At 63.3% G+C, this 21597-nt stretch carries 21 protein-coding genes and 1 pseudogene; 12 read left to right on the top strand and 10 right to left on the bottom strand.

What is annotated here, in order from left to right; translation table 11 throughout:
* The first annotated feature begins 10 nt into the window (after positions 1–10).
* Positions 11–748 carry a 3-oxoacyl-ACP reductase FabG gene (gene fabG / locus H8F01_RS09180; RefSeq protein WP_187058724.1) on the top strand — a complete coding sequence of 246 codons (738 nt, stop codon included), beginning with the start codon at positions 11–13 and terminating at the stop codon, positions 746–748.
* A 91-nt stretch (positions 749–839) separates the two neighbouring features.
* Here fabG and H8F01_RS09175 read toward each other — a convergent pair whose 3' ends face one another.
* Genes H8F01_RS09175 through H8F01_RS09165 form a run of 3 tightly spaced genes read right to left on the bottom strand, consistent with a single transcriptional unit; the run spans position 840 to position 3588 of the window.
* A complete protein-coding gene (locus H8F01_RS09175) occupies positions 840–1598 on the bottom strand; it encodes a glycosyltransferase family 2 protein (RefSeq protein ID WP_187058723.1) in 759 nt (252 codons plus the stop codon).
* Positions 1595–2392, bottom strand: a complete 798-nt coding sequence (locus H8F01_RS09170; RefSeq protein ID WP_187058722.1) for a beta-ketoacyl synthase chain length factor — start codon at positions 2390–2392, stop codon at positions 1595–1597. The genes H8F01_RS09175 and H8F01_RS09170 overlap by 4 nt, the downstream gene beginning before the upstream one ends.
* Positions 2389–3588 carry a beta-ketoacyl-[acyl-carrier-protein] synthase family protein gene (locus tag H8F01_RS09165; protein ID WP_187058721.1) on the bottom strand — a complete coding sequence of 400 codons (1200 nt, stop codon included), beginning with the start codon at positions 3586–3588 and terminating at the stop codon, positions 2389–2391. The genes H8F01_RS09170 and H8F01_RS09165 overlap by 4 nt, the downstream gene beginning before the upstream one ends.
* Positions 3589–3748: 160 nt before the next feature.
* On the opposite strand from H8F01_RS09165, the gene H8F01_RS09160 reads away from it, so the two are divergent.
* Both H8F01_RS09160 and hemF read left to right on the top strand, forming a co-directional pair.
* Positions 3749–4462, top strand: a complete 714-nt coding sequence (locus tag H8F01_RS09160; protein ID WP_238481201.1) for a YdcF family protein — start codon at positions 3749–3751, stop codon at positions 4460–4462.
* 85 nt (positions 4463–4547) lie between these two features.
* Positions 4548–5450 carry an oxygen-dependent coproporphyrinogen oxidase gene (gene hemF / locus H8F01_RS09155; RefSeq protein WP_187058720.1) on the top strand — a complete coding sequence of 301 codons (903 nt, stop codon included), beginning with the start codon at positions 4548–4550 and terminating at the stop codon, positions 5448–5450.
* Positions 5451–5543: 93 nt separating this feature from the next.
* On the opposite strand, the gene H8F01_RS09150 is transcribed toward hemF, so the two are convergent.
* Positions 5544–6209 carry a DUF4097 family beta strand repeat-containing protein gene (locus H8F01_RS09150; protein ID WP_187058719.1) on the bottom strand — a complete coding sequence of 222 codons (666 nt, stop codon included), beginning with the start codon at positions 6207–6209 and terminating at the stop codon, positions 5544–5546.
* 149 nt (positions 6210–6358) lie between these two features.
* Here H8F01_RS09150 and gpmA point away from each other — a divergent pair, with 149 nt between their 5' ends.
* Positions 6359–7102 (top strand): 2,3-diphosphoglycerate-dependent phosphoglycerate mutase, encoded by a 744-nt coding sequence (gene gpmA / locus H8F01_RS09145; protein ID WP_187058718.1) that lies wholly within the window; start codon positions 6359–6361, stop codon positions 7100–7102.
* A 112-nt stretch (positions 7103–7214) separates the two neighbouring features.
* Positions 7215–7736, top strand: a complete 522-nt coding sequence (locus H8F01_RS09140) for a CcdC protein domain-containing protein (RefSeq protein ID WP_187058717.1) — start codon at positions 7215–7217, stop codon at positions 7734–7736.
* A 4-nt stretch (positions 7737–7740) separates the two neighbouring features.
* On the opposite strand, the gene glnK is transcribed toward H8F01_RS09140, so the two are convergent.
* A complete protein-coding gene (gene glnK / locus H8F01_RS09135) occupies positions 7741–8079 on the bottom strand; it encodes a P-II family nitrogen regulator (RefSeq protein ID WP_187058716.1) in 339 nt (112 codons plus the stop codon).
* Between the two features lie 195 nt (positions 8080–8274).
* On the opposite strand from glnK, the gene H8F01_RS09130 reads away from it, so the two are divergent.
* The 3 genes and pseudogenes from H8F01_RS09130 to H8F01_RS09120 all read left to right on the top strand — a co-directional run bounded on the left by H8F01_RS09130 (position 8275) and on the right by H8F01_RS09120 (position 9771).
* Positions 8275–8523 (top strand): accessory factor UbiK family protein, encoded by a 249-nt coding sequence (locus H8F01_RS09130; RefSeq protein ID WP_187058715.1) that lies wholly within the window; start codon positions 8275–8277, stop codon positions 8521–8523.
* A 163-nt stretch (positions 8524–8686) separates the two neighbouring features.
* Positions 8687–9334 (top strand): annotated as a pseudogene (locus tag H8F01_RS09125) (magnesium chelatase domain-containing protein); the annotation flags it as partial.
* Positions 9335–9363: 29 nt separating this feature from the next.
* Positions 9364–9771, top strand: coding sequence for a hypothetical protein (locus H8F01_RS09120; protein WP_187058714.1), 408 nt, complete (start codon positions 9364–9366; stop codon positions 9769–9771).
* 405 nt (positions 9772–10176) lie between these two features.
* Here the strand turns inward: H8F01_RS09120 and H8F01_RS09115 are convergent, their stop codons facing one another.
* Positions 10177–10410 carry a helix-turn-helix domain-containing protein gene (locus tag H8F01_RS09115; RefSeq protein WP_187058713.1) on the bottom strand — a complete coding sequence of 78 codons (234 nt, stop codon included), beginning with the start codon at positions 10408–10410 and terminating at the stop codon, positions 10177–10179.
* Positions 10411–10694: 284 nt separating this feature from the next.
* Between H8F01_RS09115 and H8F01_RS09110 the strand changes: the two genes are divergently transcribed.
* A complete protein-coding gene (locus H8F01_RS09110; RefSeq protein ID WP_187058712.1) occupies positions 10695–11747 on the top strand; it encodes a hypothetical protein in 1053 nt (350 codons plus the stop codon).
* A gap of 54 nt (positions 11748–11801) precedes the next feature.
* Here H8F01_RS09110 and H8F01_RS09105 read toward each other — a convergent pair whose 3' ends face one another.
* On the bottom strand, positions 11802–12467 hold the full coding sequence (locus H8F01_RS09105; protein WP_187058711.1) for a recombinase family protein: 666 nt from the start codon (positions 12465–12467) through the stop codon (positions 11802–11804).
* Positions 12468–12914: 447 nt separating this feature from the next.
* Here H8F01_RS09105 and H8F01_RS09100 point away from each other — a divergent pair, with 447 nt between their 5' ends.
* Both H8F01_RS09100 and H8F01_RS09095 read left to right on the top strand, forming a co-directional pair.
* The gene (locus H8F01_RS09100) at positions 12915–13769 is read left to right on the top strand and encodes a YifB family Mg chelatase-like AAA ATPase (protein WP_338017296.1); all 855 of its coding nucleotides are present in this window, start codon (positions 12915–12917) and stop codon (positions 13767–13769) included.
* 878 nt (positions 13770–14647) lie between these two features.
* Positions 14648–16438 (top strand): cation:proton antiporter, encoded by a 1791-nt coding sequence (locus tag H8F01_RS09095; RefSeq protein ID WP_187058710.1) that lies wholly within the window; start codon positions 14648–14650, stop codon positions 16436–16438.
* A gap of 108 nt (positions 16439–16546) precedes the next feature.
* On the opposite strand, the gene aceA is transcribed toward H8F01_RS09095, so the two are convergent.
* Together aceA and aceB are read right to left on the bottom strand one after the other, a co-directional pair.
* A complete protein-coding gene (gene aceA, locus H8F01_RS09090; protein WP_187058709.1) occupies positions 16547–17851 on the bottom strand; it encodes an isocitrate lyase in 1305 nt (434 codons plus the stop codon).
* Between the two features lie 137 nt (positions 17852–17988).
* On the bottom strand, positions 17989–19587 hold the full coding sequence (aceB, locus tag H8F01_RS09085) for a malate synthase A (RefSeq protein ID WP_187058708.1): 1599 nt from the start codon (positions 19585–19587) through the stop codon (positions 17989–17991).
* Positions 19588–19712: 125 nt separating this feature from the next.
* Between aceB and H8F01_RS09080 the strand changes: the two genes are divergently transcribed.
* A complete protein-coding gene (locus H8F01_RS09080) occupies positions 19713–20753 on the top strand; it encodes a LysR family transcriptional regulator (protein ID WP_187058707.1) in 1041 nt (346 codons plus the stop codon).
* 47 nt (positions 20754–20800) lie between these two features.
* Here the strand turns inward: H8F01_RS09080 and H8F01_RS09075 are convergent, their stop codons facing one another.
* Positions 20801–21565, bottom strand: a complete 765-nt coding sequence (locus tag H8F01_RS09075; RefSeq protein ID WP_187058706.1) for a TonB family protein — start codon at positions 21563–21565, stop codon at positions 20801–20803.
* Positions 21566–21597 lie beyond the last annotated feature (32 nt).

Below are 21597 nucleotides of genomic sequence, written 5' to 3'. Positions count from 1 at the left end.
CGAGACCGTCATGACACAGGCTCATACATCCCGACGTGCGCTGGTGACCGGTGGCAGCGGCGATCTCGGCGGTGCCATTGCACGCGCGCTGGCGGCAGGCGGTTATCACGTGATCGTGCATGCCAACGCCGGGCTGGCTCGCGCGGACGACGTGGCTTCGGCCATCCGTGATGCCGGTGGCAGCGCACAGTCGGTGGCATTCGACGTGACCGACGGAACGGCCGCGCGACACGCGCTGGAAGGCCTGCTCGCCGACGGCCCCGTGCATGCGGTGATCAACAACGCGGGCGTGCACGAGGACAGCCCCATGGCAGGCATGTCCGAAGACGCATGGCGTCGGGTGATCGATGTTTCGCTGCACGGCTTTTTCCACGTGACACAGCCCCTGCTGCTGCCGATGGCGCGCGCGCGTTTCGGGCGCATCGTGTCGGTCAGTTCCGTGGCGGCGCAGCTCGGCAATCGCGGGCAGGCCAACTACGCCGCGGCAAAATCCGCCCTGCATGGCGCCACGCGATCGCTGGCGCGGGAAATGGCTTCGCGCGGCATCACTGCCAACGTGGTGGCGCCGGGCGTGATCGAAGGACGCATGATCGGCGAGGATTTCCCGCCCGAACGCATCCGCGACATGGTGCCCGCGCAGCGCGCCGGCAAGCCCGAGGAAGTGGCCGCGCTGGTGGCTTTCCTGTGTTCGGACGCTGCCGGCTACATCAACGGCCAGGTGATCGGCGTCAACGGCGGCATGGCTTGAAAGCAGGAGTGAGTGGAGAGGAGTGAGAAGTTGGAGAGAGGCACGAGCTCGCCACTCTCACTACTCACTCCTCTTCACTCACTTCTCGCTCTCAAGTGACGGCGGTGTCGAACACGATGGGCAACGAGGCGCGGGAGCGGCGATAGCTCGCCATGATGTCGCCATGGCGGAACACTTCACCCACCGTATAGGTAGTGATGCGGGTGACGTCGCGGATCGGGCTGAAGTGGCTGATGCGGAATTCGCCCTGGTAACGCGAGGCGATCGGTACCGACACCACGCCCATGCCTTTTTCGCGCGAAGCGGCGATGAGGATGGCCGCTTCGAACACGAAGTTCTCCGCCGGCAGGTCCACCAGATCGAGGGCAGCGCGCGGATACCAGCGCTGGCCGCTCTGCGTGTCGGCCACGGGTTGGGCGCACGCCCAGGAGATACCCCAGTCCGCAATCGCGTTGGCGCGGCGACGCGCCTTGGGCTGCTGTTCGCGTTCGAGCAGGCGCGCGCCGATGACGATGTGGTTCGGATAGCGCTGCGCGGCGGCGGCGATACGCGGGATGTCGCTGGCCAGGTGCTGGCCGTCGCCATCCATGGTCAGCACGGCGTCATAGCCCTGGCGTACAGCTTCGCGAAAGCCGGTGCGCAGACCTTCGCCCTTGCCGCGGCGCTGCGGATGGCGCAGCAGGGTGACGGGCAAGGCGCCCACGATATCCGGCGTACGATCGTCCGAGCCGTCATCCACCACGATGACGGGCACGCCGAGCGCCAGCACGGACTGGACCACGCTTCCAATCGCCGCCTCTTCGTTGAGGCAGGGGATCAGTACGCACCAGCGGATATCAGAGGTATTCAAGCAGCGGTCTCCAGCACAACACTCATGGCCAGGGTTTCGGCGGCGGCCAGGGTACATTCCCCCTGGCCTGTGGCGAGATTTTGCACCAGCGGCCAGGCGGATGCTGCAACCGGATTGCCTTCGTACCACGCGCCCGTGGAAGGCGATGGATGCAAGGCGTGGCCGGCGTGAGGCAGCAACGCCAGGTCGAGGTGGGCCAGCGTGCGCGACGTGATGGCGGGAGCCAGCACCAGGGCGATGCCGAACGCAGTGCGTGTGCCGCTCATGTCGCCGAGCGGGCCGTGGCCAGCAATGTCGCTGCACACCAGCAGCACGGGTACTTGCTCGGTCATGCACAGAGCGGCCGCCTCCAGCAGGCCTGCGCCCAGGCTGGCGTGGCCGGCCGTGATTGCGCTGGAAGCCGCATGGCACCCGGTGGCGATGGTCCAGTAGCCCGCCGGTGCGTTATGCACGGAATTGTGGAACTTGGTCGGCGACAGTTCGGTCGGCACGTTCGCCAGCGTGGCGCACATGTAGTCGGAGATGGACTGGTCGCCATACGCGGAGCTGAAGACGCACGGCAGGTCACTGGCAGCGCGGCCGCTCATGGCCACGGCCTGGTCGGCCACTTCCAGGGCGAGCAGCACGCTTTCCGGTGCGCGTCGACGTTCGTTGGCCGGCAGTACGATGGCGGCCGGACGGGTGGGTGGCGCGTCCACGGTCTCGCCACGAAGCTGCGCCTTCAGTGCGGCGAAATCGCCGAGCGTGGGTGCCCATAGGCCAATGCCTTCCACATGGACTTGCAGCGTGCTCATGCGGGCGCCCTCCCGAAGGCAAGGCAGGCGTTGTTGCCACCAAATCCAAACGAATTGCTCAGGGCCACGTTGACCTCGCGCGGTTCGCTGACCAGCGCCAGCTGCGGACCGCAGGCTTGGTCCGGATGCGTGCAGCCAAGATTGCCGGGCACCAGGCCGTGGCGAATCGCCAGCAGCGCAAAGGCGGATTCGAGAATGCCAGCCGCCCCCAGCGTGTGACCGGTAAAGCCCTTGGTGGAGCTGGCACGCGTGCTGGCGGGGAACACGCGGGCCACCAGCGCGGCTTCCACTTCGTCGTTCTTCAGGCTCGCCGTGCCATGCAGGTTGATGTAGTCGACCTGGTCAGCGCGAAGGCCGGCACGGGCCAGGGCGTCGCGCAGGGCGAGTTCGGCGCCGAGCCCTTCCGGGTGCGGCGTGGACATGTGGTGTGCATCGCTGGATTCGCCGTAGCCGAGCAGGCGCAGGGCCTCCGGGGCGGCGGCGATGCGTTCCAGCAGCGCGAAACCGGCCGCTTCGCCGATGGAAATGCCGTGGCGCGCCTGGTCGAAGGGTTGGCAGGGCTCGGGCGACACCAGTTCCAGCGCGTTGAAGCCAAACAGCACGCTGTCGCACAGGGTGTCGACACCACCAACGACGGCGGCATCGGCCAGGCCCAGGCGGATCAGCCGTTCGGCGCTGGCGAACACTTTGGCGCTGGACGAGCAGGCGGTGGATACCGTCAGGCAGGGGCCTTCCAGCCCCAACGCCTCGGCCACGAAACCGGCCAGCGAGTGCGGAGCGTGGATCGGTGGGCGGCGCAGCTCCGGCGGCATCTGGCCGTGCTCATCGAGGTGGCGGTAGCCCTCCTCGGTGGCGCCGATGCTCGCCGTGGAGGTGCCCAGCACCAGCGCCACACGGGCCGCGCCATAGCGCTGGCGGGCGTCCAGGGCGCAGTCGAGGAACTGGTCCTGGCGCAGGCCCAGCCAGGCCAGGCGGTTGTTGCGGCACTCCCACATGGCGTGGGCGGCAGGCAGGGGAGCGTCTTCGACGCCATCGACACGGCCTATCCAGCAGGCCAGCGGGGCGCTGCTGAAGTCGTTTTCGCGCAGGCCTCCGCGCCCGGTGGACAGGGCGGCGAGGTGGCTTTCGAGACCTTGGCCGAGCGCCGAGGTGACCGTGAAGGCACTCACGGCAAGGGGGTGGATCGGTACTGACATGGCGCGAGCCTAGCGACCACCTGTGCTATTTCCTAGTCTGGAACGCAGGCGCGGGCCACCTTGTTCATCTTGCCCGGGCAGCCAGGGCTCCGATTGCATCCCGGCGGAGGGGCTGCGCACACTCCATCATTGGCCTCTGCGTCCCTACCCTGCCCGTTCCGTGCCGTCGATCACCACACCGTTCAAACGCGGCCCCTGGCGCTATCTCAGCGATCGTGACGTGCTGCATGCCGCCGTGGCCGCCGGCGTGGTGTTCGTGCTGAGTCTCGGATTGGTCTGGATTGGCTACCTCGTTCATGTATGGCGCACGGCGGCGCGCAGCCCGGTAGCGCCGCCGGAGCCCATGACCGTGCTGGTTTTCGGGCGCCGGCTGGTCCGGGATGCCCCGGAGAAGGACTACCTGCAGCGCCTATCCCGCACGCTGGCGCTGATGCGCTCGCAGGCGACGGAGCGGGTGCTGCTGCTGGGCGGGCGCAGCGAAGGCAGCCTGATCAGTGAAGCCGAGGCGGGACGGGCATGGCTGGCCGGGCACGAATGGCCGCCGGGCATCCTCGTGCAGATGGAGCAGGCCTCGGTCGATTCGCTGGAAAACCTGCGCCATGCGCGCAGCCTGCTGCAGGAAGATGGCCCTGTCACCACCGCGTTGCCGCCGGTGGCGCTGGTCACCAGCCGCTACCACCTGGCGCGCTGCCAGCTGCTGGCGCGCCGGCTCGGTTTTCGCAGCGTGCCTGTGGCGGCCGAGCCGACACTGAAGCTCGATCGTCGCTACGTCGTGCGCCTGCTGGCCGAATCGGGTTACCTGATGTGGATCGACATCGGCCTGCGCTGGGCCGCACTCATCGGCCAGCGACGCATCACCGCGCGCGTCAGCTGATGCACCGAACGCGACGTGCCGCCGCAGCGGTTCGATGCGGCACGCTTGCTAAGCTTGCGACATTCGAATCACGACGGACCGCCCCATGAGCCAGCAAGCCGACCAAGCCGAACTGTTCCTGCGCGAGTTGCAGGACCGCATCTGCGCGGCGATCGAACAGATCGACGGCAAGGCCCGTTTCGAGGAAGACGCCTGGACGCGTCCCGCCGGTGGCGGCGGCCGCACGCGCGTGCTGCGCGATGGCGCCATTTTCGAGCAGGCCGGCGTGAACTTCTCGCGCGTGCACGGCACGCAGCTGCCGCCCAGCGCCACGGCGCATCGCCCCGATCTTGCCGGCGGCGGTTTCGTGGCCACCGGCGTGTCGCTGGTGCTGCATCCGCGCAACCCGCACGTGCCCACCACGCACGCCAACGTGCGTTATTTCGAAGCGAGCAAGGAAGGCGTGGACCCGGTGTGGTGGTTCGGTGGCGGTTTCGACCTCACGCCGTTCTATCCGCGCGACGAGGACGTATTGCATTGGCACACCGTGGCTCGCGATCTGTGCGCGCCTTATGGCGACGATGTGTATGCACGCTACAAGAAATGGTGCGACGACTACTTCTACCTCAAGCACCGCAGCGAAACGCGTGGCGTCGGCGGCCTGTTCTACGACGACCTCAACGAGGGCGGCTTCGAGCGCTGCTTCGCTTTCACGCGCGACGTGGGACAGGGTTTCCTCGATGCCTACCTGCCCATCGTGGAGCGTCGCAGGAACGAGGCCTACGGCGAGCGCGAGCGCGAGTTCCAGCTCTATCGCCGCGGCCGCTACGTGGAATTCAATCTCGTGTACGACCGCGGCACGCTGTTTGGCTTGCAGTCGGGCGGACGCACGGAATCGATCCTGATGAGCCTGCCGCCGCGCGTGCGCTTCGAATACAACTTCCAGCCGGAAGCGGAATCGCCCGAAGCGCAACTGACGGATTACCTCAAGCCGCGCGACTGGGTGTGAGAGCGAGAAGTGAGTGAAGAGGAGTGAGAAGTGAGAGAGAAGCCGTGCGCGCCTTCTCTCGTTTCTCACTTCTCGATACTCACTCCTGCCCTATCAGCCCGCCGGCTGGTCGCCGCTGAACTTCACCGGCGTGGCGCCCTTCACCGCACCGATCTGCGCACTGTCGCTTACCTGCAGCACCACGTCGCGACGGAACTCCAGCGTGCCCTGCACCACGGCGTGCGGACCGATCACCACGTGAGGAATGCGGTTGCTGTTGCCGCTGATGCTGAACCAGCCGCCGGGCTTGTCCATCAGGATGCCGCCTTCCACGTGGGAGTTGGCGCCCACGATGATGTCGCCGCTGGTGGTCTTCACGCCGCCACCCACATGGGCTGCGTCCAGGTTGATGCTGCCGTTGGTGGTGCTGACCTTGCCGGCCACGTCGGTGCCCTTGCCCAGGTGAACACCGCCGTTGGTGGTGCTGACCGTGCCGGCCACGCGGGCGCTGGAGCCGATGGTGACGCCGCCGTTGACGGTGTCGACGGCCGCGGCCTGCACGTGATCGCCCAGCTCCACCGCGCCGTTGACGGTGCTGGCCTTCTGCACCACTGCGTTATCGCCGACGCGCACGGCGCCGTTGACGGTGCTGACATTGCCGACGTGCTGGCCGGCATCCACATGGACGGTACCGTTGACCTTGTCGATATCGTTGTCGGCGGCCTGGGCCATGACCGGCAGGGTCAGCGCGAGGGCAAGGGCGAGCAAATGGCGGCGCATGGTGAACTCCGTGTAGTGGATAGTGACGGTGACTAGGATGCGCCTCCCCGGCCCGGGGTTTAGCGTGACCTTCGACAGGGGGTCCCGATGATTTGACGGGGCCGGGGCGGAGCCTCACCATCAGGCGTTTCCAGTCGCGAATGCCCGCCATGTTCAAGCTCGTACTCATCCGTCACGGCCAGTCCCAGTGGAACCTCGACAACCGCTTCAGCGGCTGGGCCGACGTGGACCTCACCGAACAGGGCAAGGCCGAAGCCGCCGAAGCCGGTCGCCTGCTCAAGGCCGAGGGCTATGCGTTCGACGTGGCGCACACCTCGGTGCTCAAGCGCGCCGTGCGCACCCTTTGGGGCGTGCTCGATGGCGTGGACCAGATGTGGCTGCCGGTGATCACCGACTGGCGCCTCAACGAACGTCATTACGGCGGTCTCACCGGCCTCAACAAGGCCGAGACGGCGGCCAAGTACGGTGAGGACCAGGTGAAGGTGTGGCGTCGCAGCTACGACATCCCGCCGCCGCCGCTCGACCGTGCCGCCAATGAATCGGTGAGCGACCCGCGCTACGCCAACCTCGATGCGTCGATGATCCCGGACACCGAGTGCCTGAAGGACACGGTGGATCGCGTGCTGCCGTACTGGCACGACGTGCTGGCCCCGGCCATCCGTTCCGGTCAGCGCGTGGTGGTGGCTGCGCACGGCAATTCGTTGCGAGCACTGGTGAAGTACCTGGACAACATCTCCGACGAGGAGATCACCGAGCTCAACATCCCCAACGGCGTGCCGCTGGTGTACGAGTTCGACGAGAACCTCAAGCCGATCCGCCATTACTACCTGGGCGACGCCGACGCGATCGCCGCGAAGATGGCCGCCGTGGCCAACCAGGGCAAGGCCAAGTAAAGCCCTGGCCGGCGCGGGTGACGCCTGTCACCCGCGATGGTGGCGGCCCGTCAATCGTGCGGGCCGCACCTGATCGCTAAGCTGCATTCCATTCCATGACGAGGCAGTAGCGATGACCCCGAACATGATCTACGCGTTGATGCTTCCGCTGATGGCGTTCATGGTGTGGCGCCGTGTGCGACGCAGCTTTGGGCGACAGCCGATCCAGCGCAGGCGCATGATGGCCCGCATGGTCATCCTCAGCGTGATCGGTGGCCTGACGGCTTTGGGTGGGCTGCACAACCCGCGCCTGCTGGAAGGCCTGCTGGGTGGTGCGCTCGCCGGTGCCGCGCTGGGCATCGTCGGCCTGCGCCTGACGCGCTTCGAGCGTGATGCGGCGGGCAACGATCGCTACATTCCCAACGCCTGGATCGGCGGCCTGCTCACCGTGCTGCTGGTCGGTCGCCTGGCCTGGCGTCTGCTGGTCGCGATGCCGCAGCTGCAGGACCCCGCCATCGTCTCGTCCGCGCCAGCCATGGGCAACAGCCCGCTGACCTTTGCGATCCTGGGCCTCACCCTCGGCTACTACGTGTGCTACTTCGCCGGCCTGCTGGTGCATCACCGCCGCTTCGAGCGGGCCCAGCCGGCCATCTGACGGCTCAGAGGGCGTCGCTGTCCATCTCGCCGGTGCGGATGCGGATGACCTGTTCCAGCGAGCTGACGAAGATCTTGCCGTCGCCGATCTTGCCGGTCTTGGCCGAGACCTGGATGGCTTCGACCACGCGGTCCACCTGCTCGTCGGCCACGGCCACTTCCAGCTTGATCTTGGGCAGGAAGTCGACCACGTACTCGGCGCCACGATAGAGCTCGGTATGGCCCTTCTGTCGGCCAAAGCCCTTCACTTCGGTCACTGTGATGCCCTGCACCCCTACTTCGGCCAGGGCTTCGCGCACATCGTCCAGCTTGAACGGCTTGATGATCGCAACCACCAGCTTCATGGGTCTTCCTCTCTTTCGTGGGGGCGCCAGCCTCAGTCGGCGGGCCGGGAAGCGACATTTTGCCTGCCGGGGTGGCCAACTGTCGCCCCGGCATGTTCTGTAGGAAAATTCCTACTCATAGAAGCGGAGCATGCCGATAGTGGCATTTCAACATATGAACCTACACTTTCATCCGACGAGCTCGAGGTGCTATCCATGATGGATAGGCAGGATATCGATCAACTTGCCCAGCGTCTTGTTTCGTTGGTTCCGCCAGGACTGGCTCAAGCGCAACAGGATTTGCGCACCAACTTCGGCGATGTCCTGGCGCAGGGATTGCGCCGCCTTGATCTAGTCACCCGCGAGGAGTTCGAGGTCCAGAGCCAGCTGTTGGCGCGTACGCGAGCCAAGGTTGACGCTCTGGAGAAGCGACTCGCAGATCTCGAGGCTGGTGCTGCCACCTGACAGACGCAGGGCGGCACGGGCCCATGTCCCGGGAGCCGCCCCCGATCCGTCACCCTCACCCCGAGAACGATCGGGGGCGGCTATTTTCTCTGCAAGCCGTGTGAGGGAGTTGCTCCGTGTTTCAGCCTGGCAGCCACTCCCGCGCCCGTGATCGGCGAGCGTCATGAGTCTTGCCGTCACTCTCAGCCGGGCCCAGGAGGGCGTGGCGGCGCCTCAGGTCATGGTGGAAGTCCACCTGTCCGGCGGCCTGCCGGGCACCAATATCGTGGGACTCCCTGAGGCTGCGGTGCGCGAAGCGCGCGACCGCGTCCGCGTGGCGATCCAGAACACGGCGTTCGAATACCCCAATCGCAGGGTCACGGTGAATCTTGCCCCGGCCGAGCTGCCCAAGGATGGCGGCCGCTTCGACCTGGCCATTGCACTGGGCATCCTCGCCGCCGGCGGCCAGGTGCCCCGCGAGAAACTCGACGATTGCGAATTCCTGGGCGAACTCGCGCTCTCCGGCGCGTTGCGCGGGGTCTCCGGCGTGTTGCCGGCATTGATCCGTGCACGCGCGCGGGGTCGACGTGTCGTCGTTCCGCGGGCCAATGCGGCCGAGGCGGCACTCGTGTCCGACGCCGAAGTGCTGGTGGCCGACACCTTGGCCGATGTCTGCGGCTGGCTGCGTGGTGCGCAGGAGCTCGCACCGCCCGGCGAACCGGCTGCCGTCGTGGATGAAACCATCGGGCCGGATCTGGCCGACGTGCGTGGCCAGTTGCAGGCGCGCCGCGCCCTGGAAATCGCCGCTGCGGGTGGCCATCACCTGTTCATGTCATGTCCAAATAAACCGAGGATGGCGTCATGATCTATCGGACCTTGGGCGGGGCACGAGACGATGCGCCTATGGACGATCAGCGGCGCCGGGGGTCGGTCGAATTTGCTGAGTTCCTGGCTGACATCTCACATCCCGGCACCGGAGAGATCTTGGTGAGCCAGCTTTCAAGTTGGTTCAATCAGACAGAGCATGACTTCTTTGAGAAGTGGCATGCACGGCAGGACAAGCTTCCTTGGACGATATTTGTCGATCAGGTTCTAGCTGTGCTTGACGTAGTGCAGGACGAAACCTGTGACATGGGTGTCACGATTGATTGGTTCTTGAATAAGCACCTTCCCACCTTCGGAATGCAGACGCCGTATGAGGTGGTTTTGGAAGGGAGAGGACGCAGCTTGGCACTAGCAGTAATCGCGCGTGCTGTTCCAGTTCCTTGAGCATGGAAACCACGCCTGACAATGGCAGGATTTTGTCAGGGTGAGTCGACGCAACAAAAAAGGTCCCAGAACGGAATTCTGGAACCTTTAATGGGATTGCTAGCTTTGGCTTACTTCACGGTGGGAGTAGGCGTAGGCGTAGGCGTTGGAACTGGAATTGTTCCAGGCATTTCTTCAGAAAAAATATTCATTCCTGAATTCCTTATATAAAACGGGTACGGCGGGCGCGCCTGACTCCGAACCAACCAATTCTGGTGCGGGGCAACATTCGTCGATCCGTTTGGGGAATATTCATTTTCCCTAACAAAAATTATACACTACATTCAGCTTGAATTGCAATCCCCTGCCAGAGTTACGTTCACCCTGCAAGTGGGCAAGCCGACTTTTTCGCATGGCACTCTGAGATCAGCGCGCTTTGCGCATTTCATCGATGACCAAAGAGATCAGGCGATCCGGCGAAATTGCGAGAGCCGAGGACAGCCTGAAGATAGATTTCAACGTCGGTGAACTTGAGCCGCGCTCAAGCAGAGAGATGTAATGACGTTGTAGGTCCGCATCGAATGCAAGTTCCTCTTGCGTCTTTTTGCTTTCAAGGCGCAGCGATCTCAGAATTTTTCCGAACGCTACCTCTGGATCCACCTTGAATCTGCCTGTTTCCAGCCATCAGCGATGGCACAAACATTGGGCAGATTTGCCGGATATGTCTGTTCAATATACTGAACATTGTTCACTATAATGTACATGCCGCTTGCGACCCAAACTTCCAATTCAATGGCGCCGCAAGCGCGACCGACAGCCTTTTCTAGGCAATAGATCAAGGGGAAAATATGAAATCGGCAATAGGCGTTGGCGCGTTGATAGTCGTGCTGAGTACCCTGTGTACATCTTCGTACGCACAATGGTCAGCGGGAGCGGGTGTAAGCGTGGGTCAGACCGCCTTCTCGCAGAATCAGTTTCCCGAACTCAAAGGTTTGACCAATTCGCAAGATGACAAAGCGAAGGCGTATAGCCTATGTGCAAAGTACGGTGGCAGCACCCAAGAGCGTATTTGCAGGTCAGCTGCCGCGTACTACATGAACGAAGGTCAGCAGCAGGCTGATATGCAGAAGCAGCAAGTGGCTTCTGCCAGTCAAGCTACCGGGCGAGCAAGGCAAAGCCAACAAGGCGGCGTGGCTCTAGGTTCGGCAGTTGCAACCCCAGGGTCTGCATCAATTTCACCGACGAATGCGTCAGCACAGTCAGCTGTTGAACCAATATCTGACGATGATATGGCGGACATGCTGACTAAAGCACTTGTAGCGTACGCGACTCAGCATAAAGACGCCTATGTTTGTGCGGCAAATACAGAGGCGCTAATGCAGGTGTGCCAAACGCGACTAAAGGCGTTTGATAGCCAACACTTCCAGAGCCAGTGTCATCTGAACGTTCAGCACGATTTGGAGATTTTTCGGGAGTGGGGCGATGTCTTGAAGGGAGATGAGGCAAGGATGGATGCAGGTATCGCCGTTGTGAGGTCCAAAGCGGATACCAAGGGTTGTAAGCCAGAAGAGATTGCTTACTTCGATCAAATCACATCAGCTGCATTGGAACGTGCGCAGAACGTGATTCCGAAAGTTAGGTCCCAGGCTGCTGCGCAAGGTGATGCCTTAACAGCGTGCAGGGCTTCCGCGGCATACAAGCGATTTGATGCCGCAGCATCCATTCCCAATCTGAGGGCAAACCTGTCGACACAGGAGTCTTACCTCCACGAATACCAGAAAGCGAGTCCGGCAACGGTTAAGGATGCAAACAAGTTGCAGCGGTCCATTGCCAATGAGAATGCTGCGATCACCCTAATTCAGGAAACGCTTGCGCAGAAGACGTCGGATTACAAGAGCTTCGGAGGCAATGTGAACGACCAAGCTCAAATGTCGAAGGACGCTGCATCAAATCCATGTGCTGCCTTGGGCGACAACTGGTTAGATATAACGCAGTGATGGTGCCAAACGCGACCTATGAATTGATGTCACTTGGGTTGGTGATATTTCAGCTCAAAGGTTCCGAGAGCGCATGATGATGTTCCGTACGCCGGATGCAGTCCAGCGTCCTCCGCGTTGAGTACTCACTCCGGATGCTTCCAGAGATTTGGCAAGGCGCGAATAGGACGTCGCGCCCTGCGCATACAGCACTTGAATCAAGGGTAGGATGCCCTTCGTGTAGTCATCAGCAAGTCGGCGAGCTTCATCAGAAGCCCTCTTTGACTGACTGGAAGCATTAGGGTTGCCAAGTCGGATACCCCGAGCTTTGGCGGCGGCGAGAGATGCCTTTGTCCGTTGTGCGATGACTTCTCTTTCGTACTCAGCGACAGCGGCGATGATATGGATGGTGAGTTTGTTTGCATGCGGCATGTCGGCAGCGACAAACTCGACACCCGATTGAAGAAGTTCCGAAATGAAGTGAACGCTTCGAGCCAGGCGGTCAAGCTTGGCTATAACAAGCATTGCTTTGCGGGTGCGGCATTGCTTGAGCGCAGCCTTCAATTCCATTCGGTCGTCGATGGCGCCTGACTCGACTTCTTTGTACTCGCCGACAAGCACCCCGCCAACAGATTGCACGTACGCTTTGACCGCAGCGCGCTGTGCGTCGAGTCCAAGACCGCTTTGCCCTTGGGTGGTTGTGGAAACCCTGTAGTAGGCGATGAAGGCTGGTGTTGACATGATTTTATAAAAGCCAAATGTTCATATGGCTTTTATAAGCCCTTTCTTCACAAAAATAAACCCTGGATAAATGCTGCTCAGACTGATTACAAGCAATTGATTTTATGATTCTTTTTTGATCGAAAAGTCTGTGGATAACTCGGTCGAGCGAGGGGTTTGGGGTAAATACAGCGGGACCGTGGAAGCTGCCACGGCGTCGCCTTTGTTGGGCGTATAAGCCCCGAGTAGGGTCCTCAGACTGCCGTAGCTGGTGGCTTATAGCTGAGTATTGCCCAGAGGTAAGAAATGAATCTTCGTGAAGATTTGATGCGCAAGTATCGTGGCTACTACGACCAAGGTCATGCGGTCTTTACCGTGACGCTAGCGAGACAGGCGGATGATCCATTTTTTTGGGCACAGCCTTCCCTCTTGAAAGTCGCCATGACTTTATTTGGATATTATAGGTTGATGCTGGGCCCGCCGGGCACCGGCAAGACCATGCTGGCCGAGCGCTTGCCGGGGATCCTGCCGCCGCTGACCGAATCGGAGGCGCTGGAGACCTGCGCCGTGCTGTCGGTGGCCGGCCAGCAGGTGGATCCCCGGTTCTGGCGCCGTCGTCCCTTCCGCGCGCCACACCATACGAGTTCGGCCGTGGCCCTGGTGGGTGGCGGTGCGGTGCCGCGGCCGGGCGAGATCTCGTTGGCCCACAACGGCGTGCTGTTCCTGGATGAGCTGCCGGAGTTTGGCAGGCACGTGCTGGATGTGCTGCGCGAGCCGATGGAATCGGGCCATATCGTGATTTCGCGGGCCGCGCGCCAGTCCACGTTCCCTGCGCAGTTCCAGCTGGTGGCCGCGATGAATCCATGCCCCTGCGGCTATGCAGGCGACCCACGCAACCGTTGCCAGTGCACGCCGGATCAGATGCAGCGCTACAAGGCCCGCATTTCCGGGCCGCTGATGGACCGCCTCGATCTGTGCATCGAAGTGCCGCGGGTTCCGCTGGGTGATATCGGTACGCCGCGAGGGGCCAACGACGAAGATTCGACCACCGTCCGCGCCCGCGTGGTCAGGGCGCGCCAGCATGGCCTGATGCGTGCCGGCCGGCCAAATGCCGAAATCAGCACCCGCGAGCTGGAGCGGGACTGCGCGTTGGGCCCGGCGGAGCGCCGCTGGTTTGAAGGTGCGCTGGAGCGGCTGGGGTATTCGGCCCGCGCCTATCACCGCACCCTGCGCGTAGCCCGAACCATTGCCGACCTCAATGGTGGCGCCGCCCTGCTGGATCGCTCACATCTGGCCGAAGCCCTGATGTATCGCCGCTTCTGAGACGGCGGATGGGCTCCGGAGTTTGAGCATTCCGCGAGCTCACGGCTTGTGGGCAGCCAAGTCTGCTGACCCGATGTGAGGCGTGTCGACACTTTATGCTTGCGCCAACGTGGTACTCGTTGCGGGGGGCGTTGCTATGGCCGGGGGAGCCTCGAAGCAGTCTGTCGCCTCAAGACACGGGCAAGAAAAAAGCCCGCAGGGGGATGCGGGCTTTTTTTGTTTCGTCCATCTCGTACGCCGCTCAAGGAGAGAGGGGAAGCCCGCCTAAGCGATGGGACTGATGTCTCACGACATGGAATAAATGTACCAATCGGTATATTAATAAAGCCTGACTTTGCGAAGCTCCCCAGCCCTGTTGTTGATACGACATCGTTGGCGCCGGACATGGGGCGGTTGTCGCACGACCAGGACGCGACCATAGAGGAGCGGGGATGCGGTCCGGCGCCCGGAGCCGGCGCTCGAATGGGTGGCCTGATCAGCCGGCTCATTCATTATGAGTAAGTCATTGCTTGTGCCGGTTTTATGGCGCCTTTCGCGCTGGAGCGATGCCCGGGTTTGCGGCTGAGGACATGCGACGGCATCCCGCCCGAAGGGCGCCCATGCCTCTTGGCCCTTGCGGGTAATTTTTGAACTGACGGGTATTGACTTGGGTTTCCCGGGGCGTATTATCTGTACCCGCTAGTTCTGCATTGAACTATGCCTGCCACCCCGGTATCGGTACTCCCTCCCCCTCCCCCGTCCGATACCGGGGCTTGGCCCTCCCTCTACTCCCTCTGTTTCACGGACATCGCCTTCGTCGAGAGACGACAAAAGGCGATGGACGATGTCTTCGCGCGCAAGCCGGGATAGTGGCCTCGTGACCACACGAAGGACCGTGCATGACGCTCGATCTCGGACTGCTGCTGGTGTGCATCCTGGGCGTGGGCTTTCTCGCCCAGTGGCTGGCGTGGCGCGTGAGGTTGCCGGCCATCCTGTTCCTGCTGCTGGCCGGCATCCTGATGGGACCCGTCGCAGGCATGCTGAAGCCGGACAAGCTGCTCGGCCCGCTGTTGTTCCCGGTGGTGTCGCTGGCCGTTTCGGTGATCCTGTTCGAGGGCAGCCTGACGCTGCGCTTCAGCGAACTGCGCGATATCGGTCGTGCGGTACGCGGACTGGTGACGTATGGCGCCGTCATCGCGGTGTTCCTGCTTGGCGTGGCTGCGCACTATCTGGCTGGCCTGAGCTGGGAAGTTGCCCTGCTGTTCGGCGCGCTGACCTGCGTGACCGGGCCTACCGTGATCGCCCCCATGCTGCGCACCGTGCGACCGAACGCGCGCATCGCCAACACCTTGCGCTGGGAAGGCATCGTGATCGATCCGCTGGGCGCCCTGTTCGGCGTGCTGGTGTACGAAGCCATCGTTTCCCATCACCAGGGCCACACCATCGGCGTCTTTCTTGCGGTGGTGGCCAGCGGCGTCATGGTCGGTCTGCTGGCGGCGTGGATACTCGCCTTTCTGTTGCGTCGCCAGATGATCCCGGAATACCTGCAGAACTACGGCGCGTTGGTGGCCGTGCTGCTGGCGTTCTCGTTGTCCAACAACATGACGCACGAGTCGGGGCTGTTGACCGTCACCATCATGGGCATCGCGCTGGGCAACATGCGCGATGTGCACATCGACGACATCCTCGATTTCAAGGAAGACCTCACCATGCTGCTGGTGTCCACGCTGTTCATCCTGCTGGCGGCGCGATTGAGCTGGCCGCTGCCGGATGGCGTGTTGTGGTCGGGACTCGCCATCTTCGCGGTGGCGCAGTTGATCGTGCGCCCGGTGACGGCGTTGATCGCCAGCGTGGGCAGCGCACTCAACTGGCGCGAGCGCGCGCTGATCGCCTGGATCGCACCACGCGGCATCGTGGCGGCCGCGGTATCCGCCCTGTTCGCCCTGAAGCTCGAGGCGCTTGGCATGCCGGGCGCGAAGCAATTGGTGCCGCTGGTCTTCATCCTGATCATCGGCACGGTGGTGTTGCAGAGCGCGACGGCACGCCCGCTGGCGCGCTGGCTGAAAGTGGCGGAACCCGACCCTACCGGCGTACTCATCTATGGCTCGGACCAGGCAGCGCGTGTGGTGGCGCGCGCATTGGCGGATGCGGGCTTCCACGTGGTGGTGGCCGACGAGCACTGGGATGGCATCCGGCAGGCGCGCATGGATGGCCTGCCGACCTTCTTCGGGTTTCCCGCGTCGTCGTACGCCGAACGCCATCTCGACCTCACCGGCATCGGTCGCCTGCTGGCCATGTCGAACCACCGCGAGCGCAACGCGCTCAGCTGTGTGTACTACCGGCAGGAGTTCGGTCGCGGCAAGGTCTATCGACTGAACAACGACGACGCGCAGACCACGGGTGGTCGCGTGCAGCTGGGCGGGCATCTGTCAGCGCCGATCCTGTTCGAGGCAGGCATGACGCACGAGCGCTTCCTGGAGCGTCTGGCCGAAGGCTGGCGCATCAAGTCGACACGATTGACGACCACCTTCGACTGGCCGAACTTCATCGAGCAGTACGGCTCGCCAACGGTGCTGTTGTTCGGCGTGGAGGAAAAAGGCGCGCTGCGCGTGGCATCGGTGAAGCGCGAACTGGAGCCGCGCCCAGGCTGGACGGTGATTGCGCTGGTGCCGCCGGAGGCAGCGTTGTAACCGCGATGCGCGACGCATTCCCTGCGTGCATGCGTGGGGGCGCTGGACAGGGCCGCGCTCCCCACGCACGCGCCAACATCCCTGTCGGCTTACGCGAGGTGGGCACGATCAGGCTGCACTGGCCTGACGCGAGGCGTGAAACTGCGCCTCTTCAGTGGAACCCTTGAGCGCGGTGGTGGACGACTGACCCTGCTGGATGGCCTGCGTCACGGCGTCGAAGTAGCCCGTGCCCACTTCGCGCTGGTGCTTCACGGCGGTGAAGCCACGCTCGGCGGCGGCGAACTCCTTCTCCTGCAACTCCACGAACGCGCTCATCTGACGACGGGCATAACCATAAGCCAGATCAAACATGCCGTAGTTAAGGCTATGGAAACCGGCAAGCGTGATGAACTGGAACTTGTAGCCCATGGCGCCGAGTTCTTTCTGGAACGTCGCGATGGTGGCGTCGTCCAGATTCTTCTTCCAGTTGAAACTGGGCGAGCAGTTGTAGGCCAGCAATTTGCCGGGGTATTTCGCGTGAATGGCCTCGGCAAACCGGCGGGCCTCGTCCAGGTTCGGCTTGCTGGTCTCGCACCACACGAGATCCGCATACGGCGCATACGCCAGGCCGCGGCTGATGGCCTGATCCAGGCCCGGGCGCACGCGGTAGAAGCCTTCCACGGTGCGCTCGCCCGACACGAACGGCTTGTCGTTGTCGTCGATGTCCGAGGTGAGCAGATCGGCGGCGTCCGCATCGGTGCGCGCGACGATCAAGGTGGGCACGCCGAGCACATCAGCAGCCAGACGCGCGGCATTGAGCTTGTCCACCGCTTCGCGCGTGGGCACCAGCACCTTGCCACCCATGTGACCGCACTTCTTCACCGAAGCGAGCTGGTCTTCGAAGTGCACGCCGGCGGCGCCTGCCTCGATCATCGCCTTCATCAGCTCGAACGCATTGAGCACACCGCCAAAGCCCGCTTCGGCGTCGGCCACGATGGGCACCATCCAGTCAGTGTCGTTCTGCCCTTCCGCGTGATGCAGCTGATCGGCGCGCAGCAGCGTGTTGTTGATGCGCTTGACCACCTGGGGAACCGAGTTGGCCGGGTACAGCGACTGGTCGGGATACATTTCACCGGCCAGGTTGGCATCGGCCGCCACCTGCCAGCCGCTGAGATAGATGGCCTGCAGGCCGGCCTTCACCTGCTGCATGGCCTGGTTGCCGGTCAGCGCGCCCAGCGCATTGACGAAGTCTTCCTTGTGCAGCGATTTCCACAGGCGCTCTGCACCGCGGCGGGCCAGCGAGTGCTCCACCGGCACCGTGCCACGCAGGCGCGCCACGTCGTCCGCGCTGTAGTTGCGCTGGATACCGCTCCAGCGAGGGTTGTTCTTCCAGTCGAGCGCGGTCTGTTCGGCGGTGGGTAGCGTGTTCTTCATGACATCACTCCGTTGCATGTGCGTGTGGCGTATCGAATGTAGGAGCGCACCCTGTGCGCGACCGCGGGGAGGCCGTGCATCGCTTCGCAGGTTTGTCGCGCACAGGGTGCGCTCCTACAGAGATCGTGCGTTTGCGGTCAGTCGATCTGCTGGTAGGCGGTCAACGTCAGGAAATCGCCGAGTTCATCGGCGTGCGTGAGGTCACGCAGCAGCGCGGCCGCCTGTTCGGCGCGGTGTGCTACCGGGCTGTTGCTTTCGACCAGGCGGTGGGTGTGCTTGACCAGTGCGTGATCGAACAAGGCGAAATCGATCGGTGCGTGATCGGTGAACTCCAGCGGACCGCGATGCAGCCACTGCCACAGCTGTGAACGCGCGATCTCGGCAGTGGCGGCGTCTTCCATCAGGTGGTGGATGGGCACGCAGCCCTGCCCGTCCAGCCAGGACGCCGTGTAGCGCAGCGCCACTTCCACATTGTTGTCGAAACCGGCGCGCGTGATGGTGCCGCTGCACGGCGCGATCAGCTGGTCGCGGCACACCGTGACATCGGCGCGCGTCACGTTGAGCTGGTTGGGCGAAGGCATGTACTTGTCGAAAATTTCCTGTGCCACCGGCACCAGCGCCGGATGCGCCACCCAGGTGCCGTCATGGCCGGCCTGCACTTCGCGCAGCTTGTCGGCGCGCACTTTGGCGAGCGCGATTTCGTTCGCGGCGTCATCGCCCTTGATCGGAATCTGCGCGGCCATGCCGCCCATGGCGAAGGCGCCACGGCGATGGCAGGTCTGGATCAGCAGCTCCGAATACGCCTTGAGGAAAGGCACGGTCATCAGCACCTGGCTGCGATCCGGCAACAGGCGATCGCGATGGCCGCGGAACGTCTTGAGATAGGAAAAGATGTAATCCCAGCGGCCGCAGTTGAGGCCGACCACGCGACCGCGCAACGCATGCAGGATCTCGTGCATCTGGAACACGGCGGGCAGGGTCTCGATCAGCACCGTGGCCTTCATGCAGTCCGGCGGCAGGCCCAGCGAAGCTTCTGCCGCGGTCATGGCGTCTTCCCACAACGCGGCTTCCTCCATGGCCTGCAGCTTCGGCAGGTAGAAGTAAGGACCGCGATCACGCGACTGCAGCGTGCGCGCGTTGTGGAAGGCGTACAGGCCGAAATCCACCAGCGCACCGGCCATCGGTTCGCCGTCGACGATGATGTGCCGCTCGGGCAGGTGCCAGCCACGCGGACGCACCACCAGCACGGCCGGGTTGCCGTTGACGCGGTAATGCTTGCCCTCGGGTGAAGTGAACTCGATCGAGCCGTTCACCGCGTCGCGCAGGTTGATCTGCCCGTCGATCTGGTTGGCGAACGTGGGCGCCGAGGAATCCTCGAAGTCGGCCATGAACACCTTCGCGCCGGAGTTGAGCGCGTTGATGATCATCTTGCGCTCGACCGGGCCGGTGATCTCCACGCGGCGATCGCGCAGGGCAGCCGGGATCGGCGCCACGGTCCACTGGCCTTCACGGATGGCGGCGGTGTCGGTGCGGAAATCCGGCAGCTCGCCGGCGTCGTAACGGGCCTGGCGAGTTTCCCGCGCGGCCAGCAGGGCCAGGCGGCGGGCATCGAACTGGCGGTGCAGGTCCGCCAGGAAGGCCAGGGCCTCCGGCGTGAGGATGGCGGCATGCTCCGGGCGGGTGGCGCCGAGGACCTCTGCCGGCGAGGGCGAAACGCGTTCCTTGGGGACGGCCATGGACAGATCTCCGTGATGACGATGGGATGACACTAGGTCACGGAAAATGGCTTTGACAAAGCAAATGTTTCAATTTTTGCTATTGTCTATCTCAATGTAATCGACAACTTATTGAGTTGTAAGGCATGAAAACCACCAAGCCCTCGCTGAAAAAGGCAAAAAAGACGCGCGTCGGGCCCGGTCGCCGCCGTACGGAAGCGCATGGTCAGGTCGAGGAGTCCGGCCGGTTCTACTACAAGGGCAACCGCCAGAAGCAGATGCGGGCCTTCGTCTACACGGTGAAACTGGGCACGCTGACCCGCGCGGCCGAGGCACTTTTCCTGTCTCAGCCAACGGTGAGCCTGCAGCTTCAGGCGCTGGAGCGGGAGCTGGGCGTCAGCCTGCTGGAACGACGCCGTCGCCGCATCAACCTCACCGATGCCGGCGAGGCGTTGTACGAACTGGCGCGCCCCCTGGTGGAGGGCTGGGAAAATCTCGACCGCGATTTCCAGGCCAAGGTGAAGGGCATGCAGGGCGGCAGGCTGACCATCGCCGCCGGCAGTTCGACCATCCAGTACCTGCTGCCGGACCTGGTGCGTCGCTACCGCGAGAGCTTTCCCGACGTGCAGCTGCAACTGGCCAACGTCACCGGCAAGGACGGCCTGGCATTACTGCGCGCAGACGAAGCGGACTTCGCCGTGGGCTCGATGCTCGACGTGCCCAACGACATCGCCTGGGCGCCGGTGCATCACTACGACCCCATGCTGATCATGCCGCCGGATCATCCATTGGCATCGAAAGCCACGGTGACACTGCAGGACCTGTCGCCGTATGGGCTCATCCTGCCGCCGCAACGCCTGTCTACCTACCGTCTGGTGGATCTGGTGTTCCAGCAGCAGCAGGTGCCTTATCGCGTCGCCATCGAAGTAGGTGGCTGGGACGTGATCAAGGAATATGTCGCGATGGGCCTTGGCATTTCCATCGTCACCGGCATCTGCATCACCGAAGCGGATCGCGGACGTCTGGCCGTCCGAAACATGAAACAGTACTTCCCCCAGCGCAGCTACGGCGTGGTGATGCGCAAGGGAAAATTCCTCAGTCCGGAGGCGAGGGCGTTCGTGGATCTGGTGAGGCCGGGCTTACTGACGCATCGCGATTACGATGAGTCGGGGCATTCGGAGCGGTGACCATGGGCCGGGTTGCCGGCATGGTCACCGCGCGGTTACCAAGGGGCTCAGGGCGCCGTTGGTCGCAACTGTAGCGGGCTATCCAGAGCCACCGCCTCGGTACCGATATCGGTCTGCATCGGTGCCGCCGGCGAGTCGGACGCGCGCGTCAGGCCCGCTGGGGGTTGCTGGCTGTTGGGGTTGTTATCCAGGCTGTAATGGAAGGGCAGGCGAAGCCGGGTCTCGATCGGATGTCCTTGCACCGTCTCGGGTTGCGCGTGCCAGGACGCCATCGCGTTCTTTGCCGAGCGGAAGAACTCAGCGGCAGGGTAACCGTGCGTGGTCTGCGCCGACTCGAGTGTGATGTCAGTCAGCTTGCCACTGGGTTGCACGATCACGAGTAGGGTCAGATTGGCCTGCACCCGCGCGTGGATCATGTCCAGCGGATACTGCGGCGCGTCCGCCTTGATCAGCTTCGGTCCATTGCCGGTGGACACGACGCGGGCGTCGAGATCATTGCCGTGTGCCTTGAACTCGAACACCGCATTGACGAACGTATGCGCTGGTACCGGATGGCCGTTGAGAGTGGCGGGGACAAACTCCCATTTCGCCATGGTGGATTCGGCCAGCGAGCGCAGCGAGGGCGCAAGGTCCCTGCCACGGTTATCCCTGAAAGGCAGCAGTTCCATGTGCTGGATCTTGCCTGTGGCATCGACGTCGACGGTTGCGGTCACGTACATCCCCGAGCGCGTCCACGTGTCGGCGTTGCCCTGATCTGCATGGGTCGCCAACGCGGCCAGAAGTGCCACGATTCCTGCGATAGCAAACTTCATATCATTCCCCCCGGATGATCTGGTGTCTGGGT

Origin of the sequence: Dyella telluris, from assembly GCF_014297575.1 — a bacterium.
Lineage (GTDB): Bacteria > Pseudomonadota > Gammaproteobacteria > Xanthomonadales > Rhodanobacteraceae > Dyella > Dyella telluris.
The sequence above is the reverse complement of the archived record's forward strand: the minus strand, read 5'-3'. Positions and strand labels throughout refer to the sequence as shown.

Coding starts and splice junctions, on each gene's coding strand:
- H8F01_RS09100 (WP_338017296.1), top strand. CDS start 12,915: ATGCTGGGCCCGCCGGGCACCGGCAAGACCATGCTGGCCGAGCGCTTG.
- gpmA (WP_187058718.1), top strand. CDS start 6,359: ATGTTCAAGCTCGTACTCATCCGTCACGGCCAGTCCCAGTGGAACCTC.
- aceB (WP_187058708.1), bottom strand. CDS start 19,587: ATGGCCGTCCCCAAGGAACGCGTTTCGCCCTCGCCGGCAGAGGTCCTC.
- aceA (WP_187058709.1), bottom strand. CDS start 17,851: ATGAAGAACACGCTACCCACCGCCGAACAGACCGCGCTCGACTGGAAG.
- glnK (WP_187058716.1), bottom strand. CDS start 8,079: ATGAAGCTGGTGGTTGCGATCATCAAGCCGTTCAAGCTGGACGATGTG.
- H8F01_RS09170 (WP_187058722.1), bottom strand. CDS start 2,392: ATGAGCACGCTGCAAGTCCATGTGGAAGGCATTGGCCTATGGGCACCC.
- H8F01_RS09150 (WP_187058719.1), bottom strand. CDS start 6,209: ATGCGCCGCCATTTGCTCGCCCTTGCCCTCGCGCTGACCCTGCCGGTC.
- H8F01_RS09080 (WP_187058707.1), top strand. CDS start 19,713: ATGAAAACCACCAAGCCCTCGCTGAAAAAGGCAAAAAAGACGCGCGTC.
- H8F01_RS09140 (WP_187058717.1), top strand. CDS start 7,215: ATGACCCCGAACATGATCTACGCGTTGATGCTTCCGCTGATGGCGTTC.
- H8F01_RS09120 (WP_187058714.1), top strand. CDS start 9,364: ATGATCTATCGGACCTTGGGCGGGGCACGAGACGATGCGCCTATGGAC.
- H8F01_RS09105 (WP_187058711.1), bottom strand. CDS start 12,467: ATGTCAACACCAGCCTTCATCGCCTACTACAGGGTTTCCACAACCACC.
- H8F01_RS09130 (WP_187058715.1), top strand. CDS start 8,275: ATGATGGATAGGCAGGATATCGATCAACTTGCCCAGCGTCTTGTTTCG.
- H8F01_RS09165 (WP_187058721.1), bottom strand. CDS start 3,588: ATGTCAGTACCGATCCACCCCCTTGCCGTGAGTGCCTTCACGGTCACC.
- H8F01_RS09075 (WP_187058706.1), bottom strand. CDS start 21,565: ATGAAGTTTGCTATCGCAGGAATCGTGGCACTTCTGGCCGCGTTGGCG.
- fabG (WP_187058724.1), top strand. CDS start 11: ATGACACAGGCTCATACATCCCGACGTGCGCTGGTGACCGGTGGCAGC.
- H8F01_RS09095 (WP_187058710.1), top strand. CDS start 14,648: ATGACGCTCGATCTCGGACTGCTGCTGGTGTGCATCCTGGGCGTGGGC.
- hemF (WP_187058720.1), top strand. CDS start 4,548: ATGAGCCAGCAAGCCGACCAAGCCGAACTGTTCCTGCGCGAGTTGCAG.